This window comes from Cellulomonas sp. C5510 (assembly GCF_019797765.1).
Classification (GTDB): domain Bacteria; phylum Actinomycetota; class Actinomycetes; order Actinomycetales; family Cellulomonadaceae; genus Cellulomonas.
The window spans coordinates 2,720,437-2,740,215 of sequence record NZ_CP081862.1 but is presented as its reverse complement, the minus strand read 5'-3'; the positions used below and the strand labels follow the sequence as shown (position 1 = coordinate 2,740,215).

The window sequence follows — 19,779 nt, the reverse complement described above, 5'->3', positions numbered from 1 at the left end:
ACCACCCGCGACGGGGAAGAAGTTCGCCCGCGACTCTTCATCTCTGCGGGTGCCGTGCCGACAAGGGGGTGATGCGTCACCGGACGTGACGTGCCGCGAGCCGCTGTTCCCGACCGAGGAGAGTCACCATGTCCAGGCCTGGAGCCCGTACCCGTGCGACAAGGGGGTGGCGGCGGATCGCGATGATCGCCGCCGTGCTCCTGCTCGCCCCGACGGCCGCCGTCACGGCCCCCGGGACCGCGGTCGCCGCCGGTGAGGCCGCCGGCGGGACGACGGCCGGCGCCGCCGTCCCGCTGCCGGTCGCGAACCTCGACTCCAGCGTCGACGTCACGAACGTCGGGTCCGTCTCGTCGGGATCGCGGCAGACCAGCACGCAGCCGTACTGGGACAACACCACCTGGTTCTCCTACACCCCGACGGAGACGGTCCGGGTGTACATCCGCGCGACGTCGCTCTCCCCGTCCGGCTGGGACAACACGCTGGAGGTGTGGACCGCCGCGGGCTCGTTCGTGGCGCACAACGACGACTCGTACAGCCTGGACGCCGCCGTCACGGTGACGCTCACGGCCGGCGTGGACTACCGGATCGCCCTGGGCGCCTACCAGCCCCCGTACAAGGGCACCGCGCGGCTCACCTTCGCGACGCGCGTCCCGAGCCCGCCGCGCGATGTGCAGGCCACGCCGGGTGACGGCTCGGTCGCGGTCTCCTGGACCGTGCCCGAGGACGTCGCCGGAGGCGTGACGTCGTACGAGGTGCTGTGCACCCCCGAGGGCGGCACGGAGGCGCCGTGCGCGACCGTCACCGGCACCCCGCCGGAGACGTCGACGGTGGTCTCCGGCCTGGACAACGGCGTCTCCTACGGCATCCGGGTGACGGCCTCCAACGTGATCGGCCCCTCCGACCCCGCGGCGGCGCCGTCGGCCGGCGGCACCGTGCCGCGGGCGACGTCGGCGGTCGCGCTCGGCACGAGCGTCGCGAACCCGGCCAGCGGTGAGGCGTTCGACGTCACCGCGTCCGTGACGGCCGGCGGCACGCCCGTCGACGGCGGCACGGTGGACCTGACGATCGCCGGGACGGTCCACGCGGGGGTGCCCGTCGTGGACGGCGTCGCCACGGTCACCGGCGTGCATCGCCCCGCGGGGACGACCGCGCTCGCGGCCACGTTCTCCGGGACCACGGCGGTCGCCGGGTCGAGCGCCTCGTCGGCGGTCGTGGTCGTCAAGGCCGGGCAGACGGTCACGATCGACTCCCCGGGGAACGACCTGACGTACGGCGCCGCCGCGGTGCAGCTGGTCGGCCGCTCCTCCGCGGACCTGCCGGTCACCTTCACCGGGTCGGGGGCGTGCACCGTCTCCGACGGCTACCTCGAGCTCACAGGGGTCGGCGACTGCGAGATCGTCGCGACGCAGGCCGGCGACAGCGAGACGGAGGCGGCCTCCGCGAGCATCCAGGTCACGGTCGGCAAGCGGGTCCAGCACCTGACGCTCCCGGCGCTCACCGGGCTGACCGTCGGCTTCGCGCCGATCCCGGTCGCCGACGTCTCGGACGTCGGTCTGCCCGTCACCGTCACCGCCACGGGCGCGTGCCGTCTGGTCGACGGGGCCGTCGTCGGCACCGGGGTCGGTGCGTGCGAGCTGGTGGCGACGGCGGAGGGCGACGAGGTGACCCTGCCCGCCACCACGACGGTCACCGGGACCATCGCGGCGGTGCCCACGGTGCCCACGGTGCCCACGGTGCCCACGGTGCCCACGGTGCCCACCGTGCCCACCGTGCCCACCGTGCCCACGGTGCCCACCGTGCCCGCCACGGTGCAGGCCGAGCTCGGGCGGAGCCTCGGTGCGGTCGCGCAGGGCACCCCGGTGTCCGCCACCGGCACCGGGCTGCTGCCCGGCTCGGAGCTGGTGCTCGAGGTCCACTCGACGCCCCAGGTCATCGGGACGGCGACGGTCGGCGCGGACGGCACCGCGACCGTGACCGGGCTGCTGCCCGCGGGGCTCGAGGCGGGTCACCACCGCCTGATCGCCGTGGGCACCGCCCTCGACGGCAGCCGCGCCGAGTTCGTGATCCCCTTCGCGCTGACGACTGACGGGACGTTCGCGCGCATCGCCGACCGGTCCCTCCCGGCGCTCGCCGTGACGGGCTCCGAGGTCGGCGGGGCGGTCGGGCTCAGCGTGCTGTGGCTCGTGGCCGGTGCGGGGATGGTCCTCGTCGCCCGGCGGAGGCTCGCCCGGCGCTGACCGCCGCGTCGCGGACCGGCCCCCGTCGGGGTCGGTCCGCCCGCGCCCGCGCTCACGAGGAGCCCGCCGGTCACGGCGGGCTCCTCGTCCATGATCCGCGACCGCGCAGACGCCGCGCGAGGCGCACGCGGCCGAGCACCTCGCCCCGGTGGGCGCGTACCGGCACCTCGTCGGGCCCGACGCGCACCAGCGCCTGCACGCGAAGGCGGTGGGGCGGGGGAGAGGACCCACCGTGGTGCTCGCCGAGCTCGGGGTGCCCGCATCCGGCTCGGAGGTCGTGGCCTTCGTCGGAGGCTCCGGACCTTCCGCCCGCGCGAGAGCCCGTTCGCGCCGGTGCGGCGGTCCCGCGCTCCGACGCGACCGGCTACAGCCCCGTCGTGCTCACCCCGTACTCCGCCTGCTCGGCGGTGAAGCCCTCGTAGAGCAGCTGGTCGACGAGCCCCTGCCGCGAGAACGCGGTGTACGAGAGGTAGTCCGCGGCCTTGGCGGCCGCCTGCGCGTTCCAGTCGACGCCACCCTCCGCCTCCAGGCGCGCGATGGCGAACTCGGCGTCGGCGGTCACGTACCCCTCGAACTCGAGCTGCCCGATCAGGCCGCTCCGGGAGAACGACATGTAGTCCAGGTAGTCCGTCGCGGTGCGGTAGGCGTTCTGCTGCGCGACGCTGCCGATGCGGGCGGCCTCCGCGGCGGCCGCCTCAGCCGCGGCCGCCTCCTCCGCCACGCGCTTCTCCTCGGCGACGCGGTCCGCCTCCGCCTGCGCGGCCGCGTCGGCCTCCTCCTGGGCCTTCTGCTCCGCCTCGGCCTCCTCGGCGGCCCGGCGCTCGGCCTCGGAGTCCTCCTCGTCGGCGACGTCCTCCGTGGTCACCGCCCCGTCGATGGCCTGCCCCGAGGCGGTGTCGTCGGCAGCCGTCGGTTCGCGTTCGCTGCCCCCGGCGATGCCCGCCACGGCGAGGAGGAGGACGACGACGCCGCCGACGCCGACGAGCACCTTGTGGCGTGCGACCCACGACCTGCGGGGCTCGTCGCCGGGGGCCGAACCGGGCGGCTGCGCCAGACCGGACGAGTCGGGGTGAGGGAAGAGGGCCGTCGGGTCCGCCGGCTCCGGGGCCGTCGCGTCGAGGGGTGCCTGTCCCGGCACGCCGGCGTCACCGTCGTCGACCCACAGCGGCCATCCCGCCGGTGCCGGCCCCCATGCGGGGTCAGGCTGCCAGCCGGGGCCGGGAGTCCACCCCGCAGGAGCGGGAGGCCAGTTCGGCGGTGGGTTGAAGCGTGAAGCCATGACGTGCCCCCTGGTGAGTCTCTCGGCGATGCCGCCGCGCCGTCGCGGGGCCGCGTCCACGGTCCCACCCCCGGGTAGTGCGTCGCGGCCGGCTTCCGGGTGAAGTCCGTGACCCTCGGGAGGCAGAGGTCAGCGCCGCCCCGCCCGCTCGTACCACGCCAGCCACGCCGCTCCGGCGTCCCCGGTCCGCCGACGCAGCGCCGAACGCCGGATGCGCATCGGCCGCAGGTCCACCCAGCTGCTCCGCGTCAGCCCTGGCAGGGGGTGTGGCACGCGCGCGTAGTCCGTGGGCCGCGCGGACTGGTCCTGGGAGGTCAGCCGAGCGACCGTCACCCACCGCCCGCGCCGCGCCAGGACGACGACCGGCCGGTCCTTCGCGCCCGTGCCGTCCCGGTAGGGCACCATCGCGAACCACACCTCGCCCGGGCGGGCGACCGGGGCGCCGGCCCGGCCGAGCAGGCGGAGCAGCAGGACGACCCCGCCGGCCGCGAGGACGAGCAGCCACGGGCGGTCGGCGAGGACGTCGCGGAAGGCGTCGGGGACGACGGAGTCGATCACGGGACGGAGTGTGCCAGGGCTGCTGCGCGCGGATCGCGTGTCATCGGCGAGCATGAGAGCGGCTACTCGCTTCACTCTGCAGTTCTTGGTCGAGCCGACTCGCACCGCGCTGTACGGCGACCGCGTGCCGGTGCTGACCGGGTTGAGCGCAGCCCGGATGCACCGCGCCCTGCCGCGGGCGATCGGCGTCGGCTACGTCGCTGTCCCCACCCAGCGCAGGGCCCGGCGCCTGACCGACCGCGACGGTGAGGTGTGGTTCGTGACCCGGGCCGTCGCCGAGCTGGACGCCGTCGCCGTGACGACCGATCTGGGTCGGGCTCTGGTGACGACGCCGGAGCGGACCGTTCTGGACCTCGCCCGGTTCGGTCCTCGCGACGAGGGTCCAGAGGTCCAGGAGGTGATCGCCGCTCTGTGGCCGCGCTGTGACCGCGCGACGCTCCAGCGGATCGCCGACGAGCAGCGCAGAGGCGCGACGCTGCGGCGCGTGCCGGCGGGACGATGACGCCGGAGGACGGGGCCGACCTGGCTCAGGTCGCCACGGGAACTCGCTCGCAGTGACTAGAATCATGGTCATGACGACCACGACCTCCCTGGCGCACGTGAAGGCCCACCTGTCGGCTGTCGTCGGCTCGGTGCACGACACGCACGAGCGCGTCGTCATCACCCGGAACGGCGAGCCGGCCGCCGTGCTGATCTCGCCTGACGACCTCGCAGCGCTCGAGGAGACGCTGGAGATCCTCTCCGACCCGGAGACGATGGCCGATCTCCGGGCGGCGCGGGAGGAGATCGCGAAGGGGGCGACGGTCGAGCTGTCCGAGCGTCCTCGCCGATGAGCTACCGGGTGCGCTGGACGTCCGCTGCTCGCCGCGCCCTGGCGGACGACCTGCCGGAGGCGGTTGCGGCTGCGGTGTGGGAGTTCGTGGTCGGACCGCTCGCCGACAACCCGCACCGGGTGGGCAAGCAGCTCGTCCGCGAGCTGGAGGGGTTCTGGTCCGCGCGGCGCGGCCAGTACCGGGTGATCTACGTCATCGACGACGGCGAGGTCGTGGTCACGGTGGTGAAGGTCGACCACCGTCGCGACGTGTACCGCTGAGCGGCCGTGCCGGAGGAGGGCTCGCCGCCCGCGGCGCTACCGTCAGCGGTGTCCCGTCCCCGGCACCTCGGAGGGTCCTGCCCGTGCGCACGCTCCAGCGCGTCCCCGCGAGCTTCTTCGGCATGGTCCTCGGCCTGGTGGGCCTCGGCAGCGCGTGGCGCTACGGCGCGACGGTCGGGCTGGTGCCGCACTGGGTGGGGGAGTCGGTCGTCCTGATCGGGTGCGCGGTGTGGTGCGTGCTCGCGGCGGTCCTCGTGTACCGGTGCGTGACGGCGTGGGAGGGCGTCGTGCGGGAGTGGCGCGACCCGGGGCTGTTCTCGTTCCTGAGCCTGGTGCCGGCGGGCGGGATCCTCGTGTCCGTCGGGCTGCACCCGTACGCGCCGGTGGTCGCGGCCGTGCTGCTGTGGCTGGGCGTGGCGGGGCAGCTGGTGTTCGCGGCGGTGCGGTGCGCGCCGCTGTGGTCGGGCACGCAGCCGCTCGACGCGACGACGCCGGGGTTCTACCTGCCGCTCGTGGCGGCGAACCTCATCAGCGCGATCGGCGTGGCGACGGTCGGGCAGGCGCAGCTCGGGTACCTGTTCCTCGGGGCCGGGGTGGTGTCGTGGCTGACGCTGGAGCCGCTCATCACGCACCGGCTGCGGACCGGGCCCGAGGTGGCGCCGCGGGCGCGTGGCGTGATCGGGGTGCAGCTCGCCCCGGCCTTCGTCGCCTGCTACGCGTACCTGGTGGTGGACGGTGGCCGCGTGGACGCCGTGGCGCTGGTGCTGTTCGGGTACGGGGTGCTGCAGCTCGTGCTGCTGCTGCGGCTGTGGCGCTGGCTGCTCGCGGGCGGGTTCACGGCGGGGCTGTGGGCGTTCTCGTTCGGGCTCGCGGCGATGGCGAACACCGGCCTGCGGATCGCGCACGCGGAGGTGGACACCGCCGTGCGGGTGGTGGCGGTGGTCGTGGCGGCCGTCGGGACGGCGTTGCTGCTCGCGCTCGCGGCGGGGACCGTGGTGCTGCTGGCGCGGGGTCGGTTGGTGCCGCCGGCGACACCGGCGGCGACGCTGCCCTGAGGCAGGCCGCGCGCGGTCAGGAGCCGTCCGCCTCCGACGCGGGCAGCGGCCCCCGGCACAGGCAGAACGGGTGCCCGGCGGGGTCGGCGTAGACCTGGAACACCTCGTCCGTCGTGCCGAGGTCGGGCGCCGCCCGGAGCAGCCGCGCCCCGAGCCCCATCGCGCGCTCGTGCGCCTCGGCGAGGTCGTCGACCCAGACGTCGAGGTGGATCTGCTGCTGCTGCGGCCCGTCGGGCCAGACCGGCGGCACGTGGTCCGGGGCGAGCTGGAAGCCCATGCGCCACTCGCCGTCGACGACGACGTTGTGCCAGTCGTCCTCGGCCTCGACGGTGCCGTCGAGCAGGGCTGCCCAGAAGCCGCTCTCGGCGGCGAGGTCGGGGGCGTCGAACACGTGGATGAGCCGGTGCACGCGCATCGCAGCATCGTGGCACCGCCCTCCGGCACGGGGAAGAGGAGGGGCGCGGACGACGGGACGATCGTCCCATTGACGATGTGTCAATGAGTTCTACCGTGGTGCCATGACCAGCGGCGAGAGCACCCGGCGCACCGTCCTCGACCCCGAGGAGCGGCGGACCGCGCTGCTCGACGCCGCGGAGCGTGCGTACGCCGAGCGCGGGCTCAGCCGCACCACCGTCAGCGACGTCGCCCGGGCCGCCGGCGTGACGCGCGGGCTCGTCTACCACTACTTCCCGACCACCGAGGACCTGCTGGACGCCGTCCTCGAGCGCCGGGTCGAGGCGTTCGCGGAGTCCGTGCGGGCCTGGGACGCGAACCGCACCGTCGGGGACGTCGAGGGCGCGCTGCGCGACGTCGTGGCGCTGTTCCGCGCCCAGACCGCCTCGGACGACCCGGTGCGGGCCGACCTGCACCGGCCGGAGAACGCGGCGCTCTACCAGCGCTTCGTCGACCGGGCCGTCGCGGCGGTCGTCGACACGCTCCAGGTCACCACCGTCGAGGCGTACTCCGCCCGGCACGGGCTGGCCATCGAGCACGTCCGCGCGACGTTCGTCGTGCTCGTGCACGGGCTCGTCGGCCTGGTCCGCACCGAGCCGGACGTCCCCGACGCCGTCCTGGCCTCTCTCGTCCGGCAGACCCTGCGGCTCGACCTGGTCGGACGACGACCGGCGCCCTGACCGGGCGCACCCCCGCGCCGCCGCTGGACGCGACGGCTCCGCTCGCAAGGAGGCACCGTGTTCCTGTTCGACCAGATCCCCTGGTACTCGGCCCTGATGTGGTGCGTCGTGCTCGCCGCGCTCATCGGGCTCAACGAGGTCACCCGCCGCTGGCGCGCCGCCGGGCTGGCGTTCTTCGTGGCGCTGCCGGTGGTCCTGACGATCTTCGTCTGGCCCCACACCGCCGGGGCGGGCTCGTCCACCGGCACGTGGTTCCACTGGGTCAAGGTGTACTCGGCGCTCGCCGGGTGCCTCGGCTTCATGGCCCTGCGGTACCACCCGAAGCTGGCCGCGAAGCGCTGGGCGCTCGCGTTCCCGGCCGCGATCCTCGCCATCAACATCGCGGAGGCCGTGCTGCGCGACTTCCAGGTCGCCGGCATGTCGGAGGGAGTCGTCGACGGCGTCTACATGGTCCCCGGCCCGTGGAACGTCATGAACGGCGTCGCCGGCATCCTCAACCTCGTCACGATCTGCGGCTGGGCCGGGATCATGATCAGCCGCTCGCCGAGCCGCGACATGATCTGGCCGGACATGCTGTGGTTCTGGATCATCCCCTACGACCTGTGGAACTTCGCCTACGTCTACAACTGCGTCGGCGACCACGCGTTCTACGCGGGCGCGGCCCTGCTGATCTCCTGCACCATCCCGGCGTTCGTGTTCAAGCGCGGGGCGTGGCTGCAGCACCGGGCCCACACCCTGGCGCTGTGGATGATGTTCACGATGGCGTTCCCGACGTTCGTGTCGTCGTCGGTGTTCGCGGTGGAGTCCTCGCACGACCCGGCCGCGCTGTTCACCGTCAGCGCGATCTCGCTCGCCTCGAACGTGGCGCTCGCGGTCTACCAGGTGCACCGGATCGTCACCACGCGGCGCAACCCGCTGACGGGCACCGAGCTCTACCCGGAGCTGCCCGCGTACCGGAAGGTCGTCGCCGAGGAGCAGGCCGCCGTCGAGCGGCAGGAGCAGCGCGTCCTCGCCGCAGCCTGACCCACCGGGACGTCCCGCCCGCCGTCACCCGGCGGGCGGGACGTTCTGGTTCCGGCGGAACAGGTTGCCCGGGTCGTACACCGCCTTCACCGCGGCCAGCCGGTCCCAGGTGGCACCCGGGTAGGCCGCGCGGACCCGCTCCGGCCCCTCGTCCGCGAGGAAGTTCACGTAGGCGCCCGGGTTCCCCTGGTCCAGCAGGGCGGCGGTCTGCGCGACCCACGCCGCGCGGCGCTCGCGGTCGTCCGGTCCGTCCACGAACGCGGCGACGTTGCCCATCAGCCGGGCCGACCGGTGCGCGTACGCCGTGGCCTGCGGGTCCACCCGCGCGATCGCCCCGCCGAGCGCGCGGAGCTGCACCACCCGCATCCCGTCGACCGCGGACAGCCGCTCCACCAGGCGCTCGGCGAGCGGCAGGTCGACGTGGTCGGTCAGCAGCGTCAGGGCGACGGCCCGTGGGTGGTACTCCGGGTCGGCCGGCGGGAACAGCTCGGGGTAGGGGACCGGGCGCACCAGGTCCGCCAGTGGCTCCCCGAACGCGCGCAGCGGCGCCAGCGCCGCGTCGGCGGCCTCGACGGGACCCGACCAGCAGACCAGCGCCATGAGGACGAGCGACCCGTGGTGCTCGGCGGGCACGAACGGCAGCGGCGGGCAGGGCATGACGTTGACGATCGCGGACAGCTCGTCCGGGGCGGCCTGGGTCGCGGTGACGAACCCGGCGACCGCGGCGGGCGTGGCCGGCAGCACGAGCATCCCGCCGACCACGCCGTCCAGCGGGTGCAGCCGCAGCTGCAGCCGCGTCACGACGCCGACGTTCCCGCCGCCGCCCCGCAGCGCCCAGAACAGGTCCGGGTGCTGCTCGGCGTCCGCGCGCACCACCCGCCCGTCGGCGAGCACGACGTCCGCGGCCAGCAGGTTGTCGATCGTCAGCCCGTGCGCCCGCGAGAGGTAGCCGACGCCGCCGCCCAGCGTGATGCCGGAGACGCCGACCGACCCGGTGTCCCCGAACCCGACCGCCAGCCCGTGCGCCGCCGTGGCCGCCGTCACGGCACCCGCGGTCAGGCCCGCCCCGACCCAGGCGGTCCGCCGCTCGACGTCGACGGTGAGCTCCGTGAGGTCGCGCACGTCGACGACGATCCCGCCGTCCACCGACCCGTGCGCGGCGTTGCTGTGGCCGCCGCTGCGCACGGCGAGCGGCAGCCCGGACTCCCGGGCCACGGTCACGGCGGCGGCGACGTCGGCGTCGTCGAGCGGTCGCACGATGACCGCCGGGCGCGGGTCCGCACCGCCCGGCACGACGGCGCGCAGGGTGTCGTAGTCGGGGTCCTCGGGCGCGACCACCCGGCCGCGGAGGCGGGTGCGGAGGTCGGCGAGCGCGGTGCTGACGGACATGGGGGCTCCTGGGCGACGTCGGCGGAACCAGGGTCGCGCCGGGGGAGCGACGGGGGCAAGGGGCCGGGCGGGCCGGGTCTCCGCCGCCTGGCTACGCTCGCCGGATGGATCTGCGGTTCACCGGTGAGGTCGTGCACTGGCGCGGGCCGGCGCCGTTCCACTTCGTGCCCGTGGGCGAGCAGGAGGCCGCCGCGCTGCACGCCGTGTCGGCGCTCGTGTCCTACGGCTGGGGCGTGATCCCGGTCGCGGTGACGCTCGGGCGGACGCAGTGGACGACGTCGCTGTTCCCGCGCGACGGCGGCTACCTGGTCCCGATCAAGGCCGCCGTGCGCCGGGCCGAGGACGTCGAGGTCGGCGACACGGTGACGCTCCGGCTCGTCGTCGCCACCTGACGGGCCGCGGCACGGCATGCTCGGTCCCGTGCCCGCTCCCCGCCGCCGCGCGTCCGCCCTCGTCGTCGCGGTCGTCGGTGCCGTCGTCGCGGGGATCGGTGCCTGGCTGCTGACCCGCCGGCCGAGCGGCTGGTTCGCGTACGCGCAGCTCAGCGAGCAGGTCTACCGGCCGGGCGCGGGGTCGTCGGCCGCGGGGGTCGCGTGCGTCGTGGTGGGCGTGCTCCTCGTCGCCGGGGCGGGCTGGCTGGCGCTGCGGCGCCGCTGAGGGTGCGTGTCGGCGCCGTCGGGCACCATCGGGGCATGACCTTCGACTTCGAGGCGCCGCTGTGGGAGTGGGACGCCCGCCGCACCGAGCGGTGGACGTTCGTCAGCGTGCCCGAGGAGGCGTCCGACGAGATCCTCGAGCGGGCCGGGGTGTTCGCGCGCGGGTTCGGGTCGCTGCGGGTCGAGGTGACGGTGGGCGGCACCACGTGGCGGACGTCGATCTTCCCCGACGGGAAGCAGCGGGCGTACTCGCTGCCGGTGAAGCGGGCCGTGCGCGACGCGGAGGGCCTGACCACCGGCGGGCCGGTCCGGGTGCGGCTCCGGGTGCTCGACGTCTGACGCGTCACGGCGCCGGTCAGGGCCGACCGGCGCCCGGCGCGTCGGACGGTTCGTTCACGGTGTCCCCGTCGAACCCGAGCGGGTCGTCCGGCCCGACGACGAACGCCTCCAGCGCCGGCTCGGCCAGCACCGCCGCGACCGCCTGCCGGGTGCCGCCGACGAGGGTCGAGTCGTGGTCGACCTCCGTCCCGACGCACCAGGCGCGGTCCTGCGGCCAGATCAGCGCGGGCGACCGGCCGTCGCCGTCGCCGGGCCCCCGGGCCACGTCCGCCACGGCGTCGAGCGGCCCTGCGACCAGCAGGTAGTCGCGGGCGGGCAGCCGGAACCGCGGGGCGTCCCACTCGGCGTCGGTGAACGCGCGCGGCACGGGCTCGGTGCGGGCCACGCGCCCGTCGACGACGGTCATCCGCACGGAGCCGCCGTTGAGGGCGCCCCAGCCCTCCCACACCGCCATCAGGCACCGGTCGGCGGTCGCGGTGTGCGGGGCCAGCGCGCGGCAGAGCGCGGTGAGCTGGGGGAGGGCGAGGTGACCCTCCGCCGGCCGGCCGTGCGGCCAGAGCGCGGCGTCGGGGTTCCACGGGTCCGCGTCGTCGCCCCCGACGAGGCGGTGCCACTGGACCAGCGGGTGCAGGGTGCGCCCGGTGACCGCGGCGACGTCGGCCCACCGCAGCGGCGCCCACGGCGCGTCGTCCGGCGCGTCGGGGAGCGCCCCGACGACCGGGTGCAGCACCCGCGCGTACGCCTCGAACCCGCCCGGCAGCAGCCCGGTGACGGTGGTCCAGCGGCCGAGCCGCGGGCGGATCCAGTCGCCGGCCGAGACGTCGTCCAGCACGGCGGCGCGGTCGGTCCACATGCCGCGATCGTCGTCGCCGCGTCGCCCGCGCCGCAACCGACGGCGTGGCTCAGGGGCGGCCGGGCTCCCACGGGGCCGGCCTCGTCGGGAGCGGCAGGTCGACGCCGCGCAGGTCAGGCGGCGAGGTCGACGGCGCCCAGCGGCTGGCCCGCCGGTGCCGGGCCGGGGTGGACGGTCGCCGCCGGGGCGTCGCCCGCGGTCCGCGCCGCCTCGCGCGCCCGCTGCCGGCGGGCCCGCAGCACCACGGCGACGGCGTGCACGCCGACCACGGCCCACACCGCGTTGGTGACGACCGACGGCCACACGCCGCTGCTCGCCGCGACGAGTCCCATGAACAGCCCGGAGATGACGTTCGCGAGCTGGTACCGCCCGGAGGTGGGCGCCCAGGTGCCGCGGGTGACGAGGACGTAGGCGACGAGGCACGTGACCGCGCCGACCCAGCCGAGCGCGGTGACGAGAGCGGACACGGGCGTGCTCCAGGAAGGTCCAGGGGTGGGTGAGGGGGTGCCGGGCGGGCCGTCCTGCGGCCTCCCGACGGCACCAGTGTGCGTCCGGATCGGGTTCAGCACAATCGAATGATGTTGAGACCGGGGTGTAGCGAAACTGAACTAGTCTGACGGCATGCCCACCGACCCGCGCCGCCTCGCCGTCCTGCTCGCCGTGCACCGCGCCGGCGGGGTGCTCGCGGCCGCCGACCTGCTGCACGTCACGCCGTCCGCGGTGTCCCAGCAGATCGCCCGCCTGGAGGCGGAGGAGGGGGTCCCGGTGCTCGACAGGGGGCCGCGCGGGGCGACGCTCACGGCGGCCGGTCGCATCCTCGCGGAGGCCGCGGAGCGCATCGAGTCCGAGCTGGTCGAGGCCCGCAAGTCGCTGGCGGCGCTCGGCGGCGAGCTGTCCGGGCGGGTGACGGTCGCCGGGTTCCAGACGGCGATCCGGGCGGTCGTCGCCCCGACGTTCGCGGTCGTGGCGGAGCGCCATCCCGGCATCGAGCTCGTCGTGGAGGAGCGCGACCCGGCCGAGTCCATGCGGCGCCTCCGGGAGGGTGACGCCGACGTCGTGCTGCTGGAGCGCGACGAGGACGCCGACACCCACGTGCCGCGCGGGCAGCGGGACGTCGTGCTGCTGGAGGAGCCCTGGCGGCTCGTGCTCCCCGGCTCCGTCGCGACGCCCACCCAGCTCTCCGACCTCGCGGGGGTCACGTGGCTCGCGGCCGAGCGGAACACCGCTGCCGCGCGGGCGATGGGGCGCGTCACGGCCACCCTCGGGACGGCCACCGTCCGGCACGTGTACTACGACTTCGACGTCGCCCTGGCGCTCGTCGCGGCCGGGCAGGGGGTCGGGCTGCTGCCGGCGCTGGCGCTGCAGGGCGAGCTCCCGGACGGGGTGACGGTCGCGACGGTGCCCGGGCTCGGCTCGCGGCGGCTCGTCGCCCGCCACCGGGCCACCCGCCGGGAGCCCGGCCCGGCCGTCGTGGCGGTCATCGAGGAGCTGCTCGCGGTGGCCTCGGGGCTCGACCTGGTGTGAGGCGCCGCGCCCCCGGGCGGGTCGGAGGGAGCACCCCTAGGCTCCCCGCATGGACTGCGACGTCGTGGTGGTGGGTGCCGGACTGGCGGGCCTGACCTGCGCGCGGGTGCTGCACGCCCGTGGGCTCGACGTCCGGGTGCTGGAGGCGGCGGAGGTCGTCGGCGGCCGGATGCGCAGCGACCGGGTCGACGGGTTCACGCTGGACCGCGGGTTCCAGGTGGTCAACCCCGCCTACCCGGCCCTGCGCCGGGAGGTCGACGTCGCGGCGCTGCGGGTGCAGCCGTTCCTCGCGGGCGTCGCGGTCCGCCGCGCGGACGGCCTGGCGCTGCTCGCCGACCCCCGGCGGGCGCCCGGAGCGCTGCCGGTGACACTGGGCAGCGGGTACCTGCGCGTCGGCGAGCTGGCGGCGCTCGCCCGCTGGGCCGCCCCCGCGCTCGGGCCGGTGCGCTCGCTCGAGGCGGGGCCGGACACCTCGCTGGCGGAGTCGTTCCGCGCGGCCGGCGTCGACGGGCGGCTGCGCCACGAGGTGCTCGAGCCGTTCCTCGCCGGCGTGCTGGCCGACGAGTCGGGCTCGACGTCCGCGGCCTTCGTGCGGCTGGTGGTGCGCTCGATGCTGCGCGGCACGCCGGGCATCCCGGTGGGTGGTGCCGGTGCCCTGCCGGCGCTGCTCGCGGCCCCGCTGCCGCACGTGGCGACCGGGGTGCGGGTCGACGCGGTCGAGCCGGTGCCGGGCGGACACGCGGTGCGGGTGGGCGGCGGCGGCATCGCGGCGCGCGCCGTGGTCGTCGCCACGGACGCGGCCACCGCCGCGGCCCTCACGGGGGTCGAGGCGCCGCCGGTGCGCGGCCTGAGCACGACGTGGTGGGAGGCCGAGGGCGTCCCGCGGGTCGACGCGGTCGTGGTGGACGGGCGGCGACGCGGACCGGTCGTGAACGCCGCGCTGGTGTCGGCCGTCGCGCGGGGCTCCGCGCCGGCGGGCGCGCAGCTCGTGCAGGCGACGTGCGTGCTGGCCCCCGGCCCCCGGGGCCCCGCGGCGCGACCCGACCCCGCCGTGGTGCGCCGGCAGGCCGGCGAGATGCTCGGGGCCGACCCGCGGGGCTGGCGCGAGCTCGCCACGCACGAGATCACGGCGGCGCTCCCGGCGGTGCCGCCGCCGCTGCGGGTGCGGCAGCCGGTCGACCTGGGGGACGGACGGTACGTGTGCGGCGACCACCGGGACACGCCGTCGCAGCAGGGCGCGCTGGTGTCGGGCCGCCGGGCCGCGCGGGCGGTCGCCCGGAGGCTGCTCGGGGTGTGAGCGCGCGCCGGGCGCTTGACGGCGGGAGGACGGCGGCGGCAGTGTGATCGGCATCACACCAGCGGTCGTCCGACGCCGAGGAGAGCCCCCATGCCCGTCCGCCTCAACCCCTATCTCGGCTTCCGCGACACCGCCCGCGAGGCGATGGAGTTCTACCGGTCCGTGTTCGGTGGCGAGCTCACCATCAGCACGTTCGCGGACTTCCACGCGAGCGAGGACCCCGCCGAGCAGGACAAGGTCATGCACAGCCAGCTGGAGACCCCCGGCGGCCTCGTGCTCATGGCGTCCGACACCCCGAACGCCATGGCGTACACGCCGGGCGACACCTTCTCGGTGTCGCTCAGCGGCGGGGCGGACGCCGACGCGGAGCTGCGCGGCTACTGGGAGAAGCTGTCCGAGGGCGGGCGGGTGATCGAGCCGCTCACGGTGGCCCCCTGGGGGGACGCGTTCGGCATGGTGACGGACAAGCACGGCGTCACGTGGCTGGTGAACATCTCCGGCGACGCCGCCTGACCGACCCGCTGCGGGTCAGTCCTCGGGGTCGTCCAGCAGGCCGCCGCCGACCCAGTCGTCGATGGCCTGCTCGTCGGCCTCGGTCAGCTCCATCCGCGCGCCTCGGCACAGGCCGATGACGTTGTCCGCCCAGGCCTCCGCGATGTCCTCGGCCGTGACGTCGGAGGTCAGCTCGAGCCCGGCGTACAGCACGCCCGAGATCACGAAGTTCACGGTGGACCGCCCGACCGCCGCGCCGGCCTCCTGGCACGCGTCGCGCACCCGGCGCGCCGTCGTGGCGCGCTCGAACGGGTGCGCGCGGACGTCGTCGGCGAGCGTCGTCAGCAGGACGCGGTAGTTCTCCTTGCTGAGGCCGGGCGTGTCGGTGACCGCGATGACCTGCCGCTGCAGGGCGGTCGGGTCGGTGCCCGGGGCGGGGGAGGCGGCGCCGGGCAGGTCGGCCTCGCCGAACCGCTTGGGGTCCCACACGTAGCCGGGCGACGGCCGCGCGGCGACCCCGAGCTCCGGGACGACCTGCGCGAGCCACGGCAGGAACCCGCCGGCGCCCGCCCAGCGCGTCGTCGGCAGCGTCGGGTCGGCCTGCTGCGCGGCCTGCGCCACGGCTCCCGTGGGGACGGGCCGGTCGGCCGAGCGCACCCGCTGCAGGACGGCCCGCCGCGCGGCGAGCGACCCGGCGCTCGCCGCCGCGGGGGCGGTCACCGGGGCGAGCGGCGCGGTCGAGACGGCGGCCTCGGGGACGACCTCCGGCGCGGGTTCGGCCTCGACCGTCTCGGCGGTGGCACCCGCGGTCACCAGCTCGGCGAGGTCGTCCGCGGTGATGACGGTGTCCGCCACGGCGCGGTACGCGCTGGCCGCGGGGCTCGCGGTGATGATCGTGACCCGGCGGTCGGCCGCCCGGCAGCGCTGCACGAGCGGCGTGAAGTCGGCGTCGGCGGACACGATGACGAACTCGTCGTACCGGGTCGCCCCGTCGAGCGCGTCGACGGCGTCGAGCACGAGGTTGATGTCGGCGCTGCTCTTGCCCTGCTGGGTGAGCGACGGGCAGTCGACCACCTGGAAGCCGGCGCGCGTGAAGTTCGGGCGGAACCGGGAGAACACCGACGGGTTCAGGTAGCAGGCGCGCACCAGGAACCGGCGGGTGAAGTCGCCGTCGGCGTCCGAGCCGCTCTCCAGCTCGGCGAGCCAGTGACCCGGGTCGGTCGCGAACGCCTCGGCGGCGTCCGGGTCGAGCCGGCGCAGGCCGATGTACACGTTGTCGAAGTCGACGAACATGGCGGTGCGCAGGCGGCGCGGCTGGTCCGGGCGGTCGAGCGGGGCGTGGGTGGTCACGGGTCCATCCTGCCGTGGACGGGGGCGGTCCCGCGCCCGGGCGCCTCCGTAGACTGTCCCGGTGCCGAGCGGGGACCGGGTGGTGAGCAGTGGACGTGCGTGACCTCCTGGCCGACCCGGAGCTGGGGCTGAGCCTCGTCGCGGCGGAGCCGGACGCGCTCGACCGGCCCGTGCAGTCCGCGTACATCACGGACCTGCCCGACCCGTCGCGGTTCCTGTCGACAGGTGACGTGGTGCTCACCTCCGGGCTGTGGCTGGACCGGCCGGGGGGCGCGGCGACGTTCCTGGGTGCGCTCGCGCAGCAGGGCGTCGCGGCGGTGGTGCTGGGGCTGATCGAGATCGGCGTGATCCCCGACGAGGTGATCGCGACCTGCCGGGACCGGGGGCTCACGCTGCTCACGGTGTCGCCCGGGGTGTCGTTCCGGCGGATCGCCGACGTCATCGCCGCGCAGCAGCCGGGGTCCCCGGCCGGGTTGGCGAGCCGGACGATGCGGTTCAGCCGGCGGATCGCCGACGCCGTGGCGCGCGGCGGCGGCGTCGCGGAGCTGCTCGGTCAGCTCACCGCCGAGTTCGCCGTGGGGTGCTGGGTCATCGACGAGACCGGGGCGCTGCTCGCGTCGGCGGGGGCGGCGCCGGACCGCGCGCAGGTCGCGGAGCAGTGGAACGCGGTGATCGCCCGGGAGCACGAGCGCCGGGTGATCGTCCCGGGTCCCGGGGGGCCGGCGACGGTGGTGCGCACCGGCACGCGTGACCGGTCGGGGTTCCTGGGGATCTGGGGCGACCACCGCGCGTTCTCCGACGAGGTCACGCTGGCCGTCGACGCCCTGGTGGGTGCGCTGCGGGTGGAGATGGAGCTCGCGGCCCGCTGGCGGGAGACCCGGGACGCGCAGGTCGCCGCGCTCATCACGTCCATCCGCGACCAGGAGGCGTCCCCGGGCGCGATCTCCGCGCGGATGCGCCTGGAGGGCATGGCCCCCCAGGACGAGACGACGATCGTCGCCGCCCGGGTGGACGACCCGCGGTTCCCGCGCGCGGCGACGCTGGAGATGCTGCAACGCACCCTGTCCGCCCGCGGGCACCGCGTCATGGGCTGCCGCACGGACGACCTCGCCATCCTGCTGGTGAACGGCGCGGGCGACGACGAGCGGCCGCTCGCGGAGCACCTGACGGAGGAGTACCACCTGCTGCTCGCCGGGCGGCAGCTCCGCGTGGGTCTCAGCGACCCGGTCAGCGGCGTGAGCCGCCTGAACTCGGCCATCGCCACGGCGGTCGAGCGGGTGCAGAACGCGGCGGGGACCGGGCCCGTCGTCGTGTCGACCTCATTGCACGTCCAGTCGCACCGCGCCCTGCTGCGGATGCTCGGGGAGAGCACGCGCGCCGGGTACGCCCGGGAGGTGCTGGCGCCGCTGGTGTCCTACGACGAGCGGCACAACGCGGACCTCGTCGGCACGCTGCGGGCGTTCCTCGACGGAGGCGGGGCCTGGCAGGAGACGGCGCGCCAGCTGCACCTGCACACCAACACGCTGCGCTACCGGATCGCCCGCATCGAGGAGCTGACCAACCGCGACATGGGCACGATGGCGGACCGCGTGGACCTGTTCCTCGCGATGGCCTGCCTGGACGAGTCCGAGTAGCCCGCGGCGACCGCGCCTCCTCAGGCGAAGCGCATCGTCGGGATGCCCCACGCCCGCGGGTCCGGGACCCGCAGCAGCGCGGGGGAGACGACCTCCTCCACCAGCACCTCGACCGTGTAGTGCGCCTCGGCCCCGAGCAGGTGCCCGGCGAACCCCGCCGCGGCGGCGTTCTTCACGCCCACGGCGAGGTGCACGTGCGGCGTGGCCGCCTGCGCCTCGGCGTCCCACAGGATCGTCCCGCTGCCGATGCCCTCGGAGTAGGTGACGGTGACCTCGTGGGGCAGCGGCGGCTCCTGGTCGGCGACCGGGGTGTCCGCGGCGATGAACCGCACCGACCGGAACGCCCCGGAGAACACGGGCACGAACCCCTGCCGGATGCCGTGGGCGCGGCACGCCTCGGCGAGGGAGGACAGCACCTCGTCGCCCGGCTCCAGCACGACGGCGACGCGGCGCCCGGTGGTGACCTCGCTGCTCTGCACGCGTCCGCCTCAGCCGGCCGCGGCGTCGTCGGAGCCGGCGGCGAGCGCGGGCACGGCGGCGCCGGTGGCGAGCGCGTACGCGCGGATCTCCGCGAGCAGCGCCGCCTTGCCGGCCTCGGGCAGGAACGACGACACCACGGCGTTCGCGGCGAGCACGCCGACCTGGTCCTCGGTGACCGTGCCGGCCGCGACCAGCGCCCGCACGTTGTCGTCCAGGTAGCCGCCGAAGTACGCCGGGTCGTCCGAGTGCACCGACGCGCGCAGGCCCTCGTCGAGCATCACGGCGATCGGGTGGTCGGCGAGGTCCGGGCCGGCGGTGCGCAGCGCGACGTTGGACAGCGGGCACACGGTCAGGGGGGTGCGGGTCTCGCGCAGGTGGGCGACCAGCTCGACGTCCTCCAGCGCGCGGTTGCCGTGGTCGATCCGCTCGGCGCCCAGCACGTCCAGGGCCTCCCAGACGTAGTCGGGGCCGCCCTCCTCGCCGGCGTGCGCCACGCGGTGCAGGCCCTCCGCGGCGGCGCGCTCGAAGACGTCACGGAACAGCGACGGGGGGAAACCGACCTCGCTCGAGTCGAGCCCGACGCCCAGCAGCAGCGACCGGTGGGGGAGCACGGCCTCCAGCGTCGCCATCGCGGCGTCCGGCCCGAGGTGCCGCAGGAAGCAGACGATCAGCCCGCCGGACATGCCGTGCCGCTCCCGCGCGCCGGCCAGGGCGTCCGCGAGGCCGAGCAGCACGTCCGCGACGGGCACGCCGCGCTCCGTGTGGGACTGCGGGTCGACGAACACCTCGGCGTGCCGCACGCCCGCGGCCGCGGCGCGGTCCAGGTAGCGGGCGCCGAGGTCGAGGAAGTCCTCGCGGGTGCGCAGCACGTCGAGGTTCGCGTAGTAGACGTCCAGGAACTCCTGGAGGTCGCGGAACGGGGCGCCGCGACCCGCGCCCGCGGGGACGGGCAGGCCGTGGCGCTCCGCGAGCACGCGGATCAGCTCGGCGTCGAGCGTGCCCTCGATGTGCACGTGGAGCTCAGCCGTCGGCCACACGTTCGCCTCCCGCTCCTGGTCGTGGTGCGCGCGGTCCGCCCCACGCTCGTCCGGAAGCCAACCACAGGGCCGTGGGCTGCTGCTTCGTGCGATCCACCAACGACGCGGCGGGGCGCTCGGGGCGCGCGCTGGGCGATCCGCCGGGCCGACCCCGCAGGGGTCCTCCCGTGTGACGCGCGTGTGACGCGCTCGGTGTGTCGCACAACGGACCGCACCGTCCGGGGGCGCCAGGTTCGGAGGATCCCACATGGCGACCGGGCGGGCCCGACCTGTCTGATGGAGGACGTCGCCGGGTCCGCCCGCGACGCCCTCCCCCTGGCACCGCGGCCACCCGATGTGTCCGGGTGGTC

23 protein-coding genes are annotated in these 19,779 nt (G+C 75.8%); 14 read left to right on the top strand and 9 right to left on the bottom strand.

Annotation, left to right across the window (positions count from 1 at the left end):
• Positions 1-194 precede the first annotated feature (194 nt).
• Complete coding sequence (locus K5O09_RS12630) at positions 195-2,237, top strand: fibronectin type III domain-containing protein (RefSeq protein ID WP_222169869.1); 2,043 nt, start codon at positions 195-197, stop codon at positions 2,235-2,237.
• Positions 2,238-2,601: 364 nt separating this feature from the next.
• Here K5O09_RS12630 and K5O09_RS12625 read toward each other — a convergent pair whose 3' ends face one another.
• Positions 2,602-3,375, bottom strand: a complete 774-nt coding sequence (locus K5O09_RS12625; protein WP_255595391.1) for an Ltp family lipoprotein — start codon at positions 3,373-3,375, stop codon at positions 2,602-2,604.
• 270 nt (positions 3,376-3,645) lie between these two features.
• Positions 3,646-4,074, bottom strand: a complete 429-nt coding sequence (locus K5O09_RS12620) for a type II toxin-antitoxin system PemK/MazF family toxin (protein ID WP_222169868.1) — start codon at positions 4,072-4,074, stop codon at positions 3,646-3,648.
• Positions 4,075-4,159: 85 nt separating this feature from the next.
• On the opposite strand from K5O09_RS12620, the gene K5O09_RS12615 reads away from it, so the two are divergent.
• The 4 genes from K5O09_RS12615 to tehA all read left to right on the top strand — a co-directional run bounded on the left by K5O09_RS12615 (position 4,160) and on the right by tehA (position 6,222).
• Entirely contained in the window at positions 4,160-4,576 is a 417-nt protein-coding gene (locus K5O09_RS12615; protein ID WP_222169867.1) for a type IV toxin-antitoxin system AbiEi family antitoxin, read from the top strand.
• A gap of 70 nt (positions 4,577-4,646) precedes the next feature.
• Positions 4,647-4,907: a type II toxin-antitoxin system Phd/YefM family antitoxin gene (locus K5O09_RS12610; RefSeq protein WP_222169866.1), complete on the top strand. Its 261-nt coding sequence runs from the start codon at positions 4,647-4,649 to the stop codon at positions 4,905-4,907.
• Complete coding sequence (locus K5O09_RS12605) at positions 4,904-5,167, top strand: type II toxin-antitoxin system RelE/ParE family toxin (RefSeq protein WP_222169865.1); 264 nt, start codon at positions 4,904-4,906, stop codon at positions 5,165-5,167. Before K5O09_RS12610 ends, K5O09_RS12605 begins: the two co-directional genes overlap by 4 nt.
• 83 nt (positions 5,168-5,250) lie before the next feature.
• The gene (tehA, locus tag K5O09_RS12600; RefSeq protein ID WP_222169864.1) at positions 5,251-6,222 is read left to right on the top strand and encodes a dicarboxylate transporter/tellurite-resistance protein TehA; all 972 of its coding nucleotides are present in this window, start codon (positions 5,251-5,253) and stop codon (positions 6,220-6,222) included.
• Positions 6,223-6,238: 16 nt separating this feature from the next.
• On the opposite strand, the gene K5O09_RS12595 is transcribed toward tehA, so the two are convergent.
• Positions 6,239-6,637, bottom strand: a complete 399-nt coding sequence (locus K5O09_RS12595) for a VOC family protein (RefSeq protein WP_222169863.1) — start codon at positions 6,635-6,637, stop codon at positions 6,239-6,241.
• Positions 6,638-6,740: 103 nt separating this feature from the next.
• On the opposite strand from K5O09_RS12595, the gene K5O09_RS12590 reads away from it, so the two are divergent.
• Positions 6,741-7,355, top strand: a complete 615-nt coding sequence (locus K5O09_RS12590) for a TetR/AcrR family transcriptional regulator (protein WP_222169862.1) — start codon at positions 6,741-6,743, stop codon at positions 7,353-7,355.
• A gap of 57 nt (positions 7,356-7,412) precedes the next feature.
• The gene (locus K5O09_RS12585; protein ID WP_222169861.1) at positions 7,413-8,378 is read left to right on the top strand and encodes a DUF5692 family protein; all 966 of its coding nucleotides are present in this window, start codon (positions 7,413-7,415) and stop codon (positions 8,376-8,378) included.
• A 24-nt stretch (positions 8,379-8,402) separates the two neighbouring features.
• On the opposite strand, the gene K5O09_RS12580 is transcribed toward K5O09_RS12585, so the two are convergent.
• Entirely contained in the window at positions 8,403-9,767 is a 1,365-nt protein-coding gene (locus K5O09_RS12580; RefSeq protein WP_222169860.1) for an FAD-binding oxidoreductase, read from the bottom strand.
• A 104-nt stretch (positions 9,768-9,871) separates the two neighbouring features.
• Here K5O09_RS12580 and K5O09_RS12575 point away from each other — a divergent pair, with 104 nt between their 5' ends.
• From K5O09_RS12575 to K5O09_RS12565, 3 genes are read left to right on the top strand one after another with little or no spacing between them, the layout of a single operon-like run.
• Positions 9,872-10,159, top strand: a complete 288-nt coding sequence (locus tag K5O09_RS12575; RefSeq protein WP_222169859.1) for a DUF1905 domain-containing protein — start codon at positions 9,872-9,874, stop codon at positions 10,157-10,159.
• A gap of 28 nt (positions 10,160-10,187) precedes the next feature.
• Complete coding sequence (locus tag K5O09_RS12570; protein ID WP_222169858.1) at positions 10,188-10,424, top strand: hypothetical protein; 237 nt, start codon at positions 10,188-10,190, stop codon at positions 10,422-10,424.
• 35 nt (positions 10,425-10,459) lie between these two features.
• Complete coding sequence (locus tag K5O09_RS12565) at positions 10,460-10,762, top strand: DUF1905 domain-containing protein (protein ID WP_222169857.1); 303 nt, start codon at positions 10,460-10,462, stop codon at positions 10,760-10,762.
• Between the two features lie 16 nt (positions 10,763-10,778).
• Here the strand turns inward: K5O09_RS12565 and K5O09_RS12560 are convergent, their stop codons facing one another.
• Both K5O09_RS12560 and K5O09_RS12555 read right to left on the bottom strand, forming a co-directional pair.
• Complete coding sequence (locus K5O09_RS12560) at positions 10,779-11,615, bottom strand: hypothetical protein (RefSeq protein WP_222169856.1); 837 nt, start codon at positions 11,613-11,615, stop codon at positions 10,779-10,781.
• 113 nt (positions 11,616-11,728) lie between these two features.
• Positions 11,729-12,082 (bottom strand): hypothetical protein, encoded by a 354-nt coding sequence (locus K5O09_RS12555; RefSeq protein ID WP_222169855.1) that lies wholly within the window; start codon positions 12,080-12,082, stop codon positions 11,729-11,731.
• A 154-nt stretch (positions 12,083-12,236) separates the two neighbouring features.
• Between K5O09_RS12555 and K5O09_RS12550 the strand changes: the two genes are divergently transcribed.
• The 3 genes from K5O09_RS12550 (at position 12,237) to K5O09_RS12540 (ending at position 14,949) form a co-directional block, all read left to right on the top strand.
• Complete coding sequence (locus K5O09_RS12550) at positions 12,237-13,139, top strand: LysR family transcriptional regulator (protein WP_222169854.1); 903 nt, start codon at positions 12,237-12,239, stop codon at positions 13,137-13,139.
• Between the two features lie 49 nt (positions 13,140-13,188).
• The gene (locus tag K5O09_RS12545; RefSeq protein ID WP_222169853.1) at positions 13,189-14,436 is read left to right on the top strand and encodes an FAD-dependent oxidoreductase; all 1,248 of its coding nucleotides are present in this window, start codon (positions 13,189-13,191) and stop codon (positions 14,434-14,436) included.
• Between the two features lie 90 nt (positions 14,437-14,526).
• The gene (locus K5O09_RS12540) at positions 14,527-14,949 is read left to right on the top strand and encodes a VOC family protein (protein WP_222169852.1); all 423 of its coding nucleotides are present in this window, start codon (positions 14,527-14,529) and stop codon (positions 14,947-14,949) included.
• Positions 14,950-14,964: 15 nt separating this feature from the next.
• Here the strand turns inward: K5O09_RS12540 and K5O09_RS12535 are convergent, their stop codons facing one another.
• On the bottom strand, positions 14,965-16,278 hold the full coding sequence (locus K5O09_RS12535) for an NYN domain-containing protein (protein WP_222169851.1): 1,314 nt from the start codon (positions 16,276-16,278) through the stop codon (positions 14,965-14,967).
• A gap of 95 nt (positions 16,279-16,373) precedes the next feature.
• On the opposite strand from K5O09_RS12535, the gene K5O09_RS12530 reads away from it, so the two are divergent.
• Positions 16,374-17,912 (top strand): PucR family transcriptional regulator, encoded by a 1,539-nt coding sequence (locus K5O09_RS12530; RefSeq protein WP_222169850.1) that lies wholly within the window; start codon positions 16,374-16,376, stop codon positions 17,910-17,912.
• Positions 17,913-17,932: 20 nt separating this feature from the next.
• Here the strand turns inward: K5O09_RS12530 and K5O09_RS12525 are convergent, their stop codons facing one another.
• Positions 17,933-18,391, bottom strand: coding sequence for a PPC domain-containing DNA-binding protein (locus K5O09_RS12525; protein WP_222169849.1), 459 nt, complete (start codon positions 18,389-18,391; stop codon positions 17,933-17,935).
• Between the two features lie 9 nt (positions 18,392-18,400).
• Positions 18,401-19,429 (bottom strand): adenosine deaminase, encoded by a 1,029-nt coding sequence (gene add / locus K5O09_RS12520; RefSeq protein WP_255595386.1) that lies wholly within the window; start codon positions 19,427-19,429, stop codon positions 18,401-18,403.
• Positions 19,430-19,779: the final 350 nt, after the last annotated feature.

Bases quoted from the DNA above. Each gene is read 5' to 3' on its own strand.
- K5O09_RS12610 (WP_222169866.1), top strand. From the start codon at position 4,647: ATGACGACCACGACCTCCCTGGCGCACGTGAAGGCCCACCTGTCGGCT.
- K5O09_RS12605 (WP_222169865.1), top strand. From the start codon at position 4,904: ATGAGCTACCGGGTGCGCTGGACGTCCGCTGCTCGCCGCGCCCTGGCG.
- K5O09_RS12595 (WP_222169863.1), bottom strand. From the start codon at position 6,637: ATGCGCGTGCACCGGCTCATCCACGTGTTCGACGCCCCCGACCTCGCC.
- K5O09_RS12590 (WP_222169862.1), top strand. From the start codon at position 6,741: ATGACCAGCGGCGAGAGCACCCGGCGCACCGTCCTCGACCCCGAGGAG.
- K5O09_RS12580 (WP_222169860.1), bottom strand. From the start codon at position 9,767: ATGTCCGTCAGCACCGCGCTCGCCGACCTCCGCACCCGCCTCCGCGGC.
- K5O09_RS12575 (WP_222169859.1), top strand. From the start codon at position 9,872: ATGGATCTGCGGTTCACCGGTGAGGTCGTGCACTGGCGCGGGCCGGCG.
- K5O09_RS12565 (WP_222169857.1), top strand. From the start codon at position 10,460: ATGACCTTCGACTTCGAGGCGCCGCTGTGGGAGTGGGACGCCCGCCGC.
- K5O09_RS12560 (WP_222169856.1), bottom strand. From the start codon at position 11,615: ATGTGGACCGACCGCGCCGCCGTGCTGGACGACGTCTCGGCCGGCGAC.
- K5O09_RS12550 (WP_222169854.1), top strand. From the start codon at position 12,237: ATGCCCACCGACCCGCGCCGCCTCGCCGTCCTGCTCGCCGTGCACCGC.
- K5O09_RS12545 (WP_222169853.1), top strand. From the start codon at position 13,189: ATGGACTGCGACGTCGTGGTGGTGGGTGCCGGACTGGCGGGCCTGACC.
- K5O09_RS12540 (WP_222169852.1), top strand. From the start codon at position 14,527: ATGCCCGTCCGCCTCAACCCCTATCTCGGCTTCCGCGACACCGCCCGC.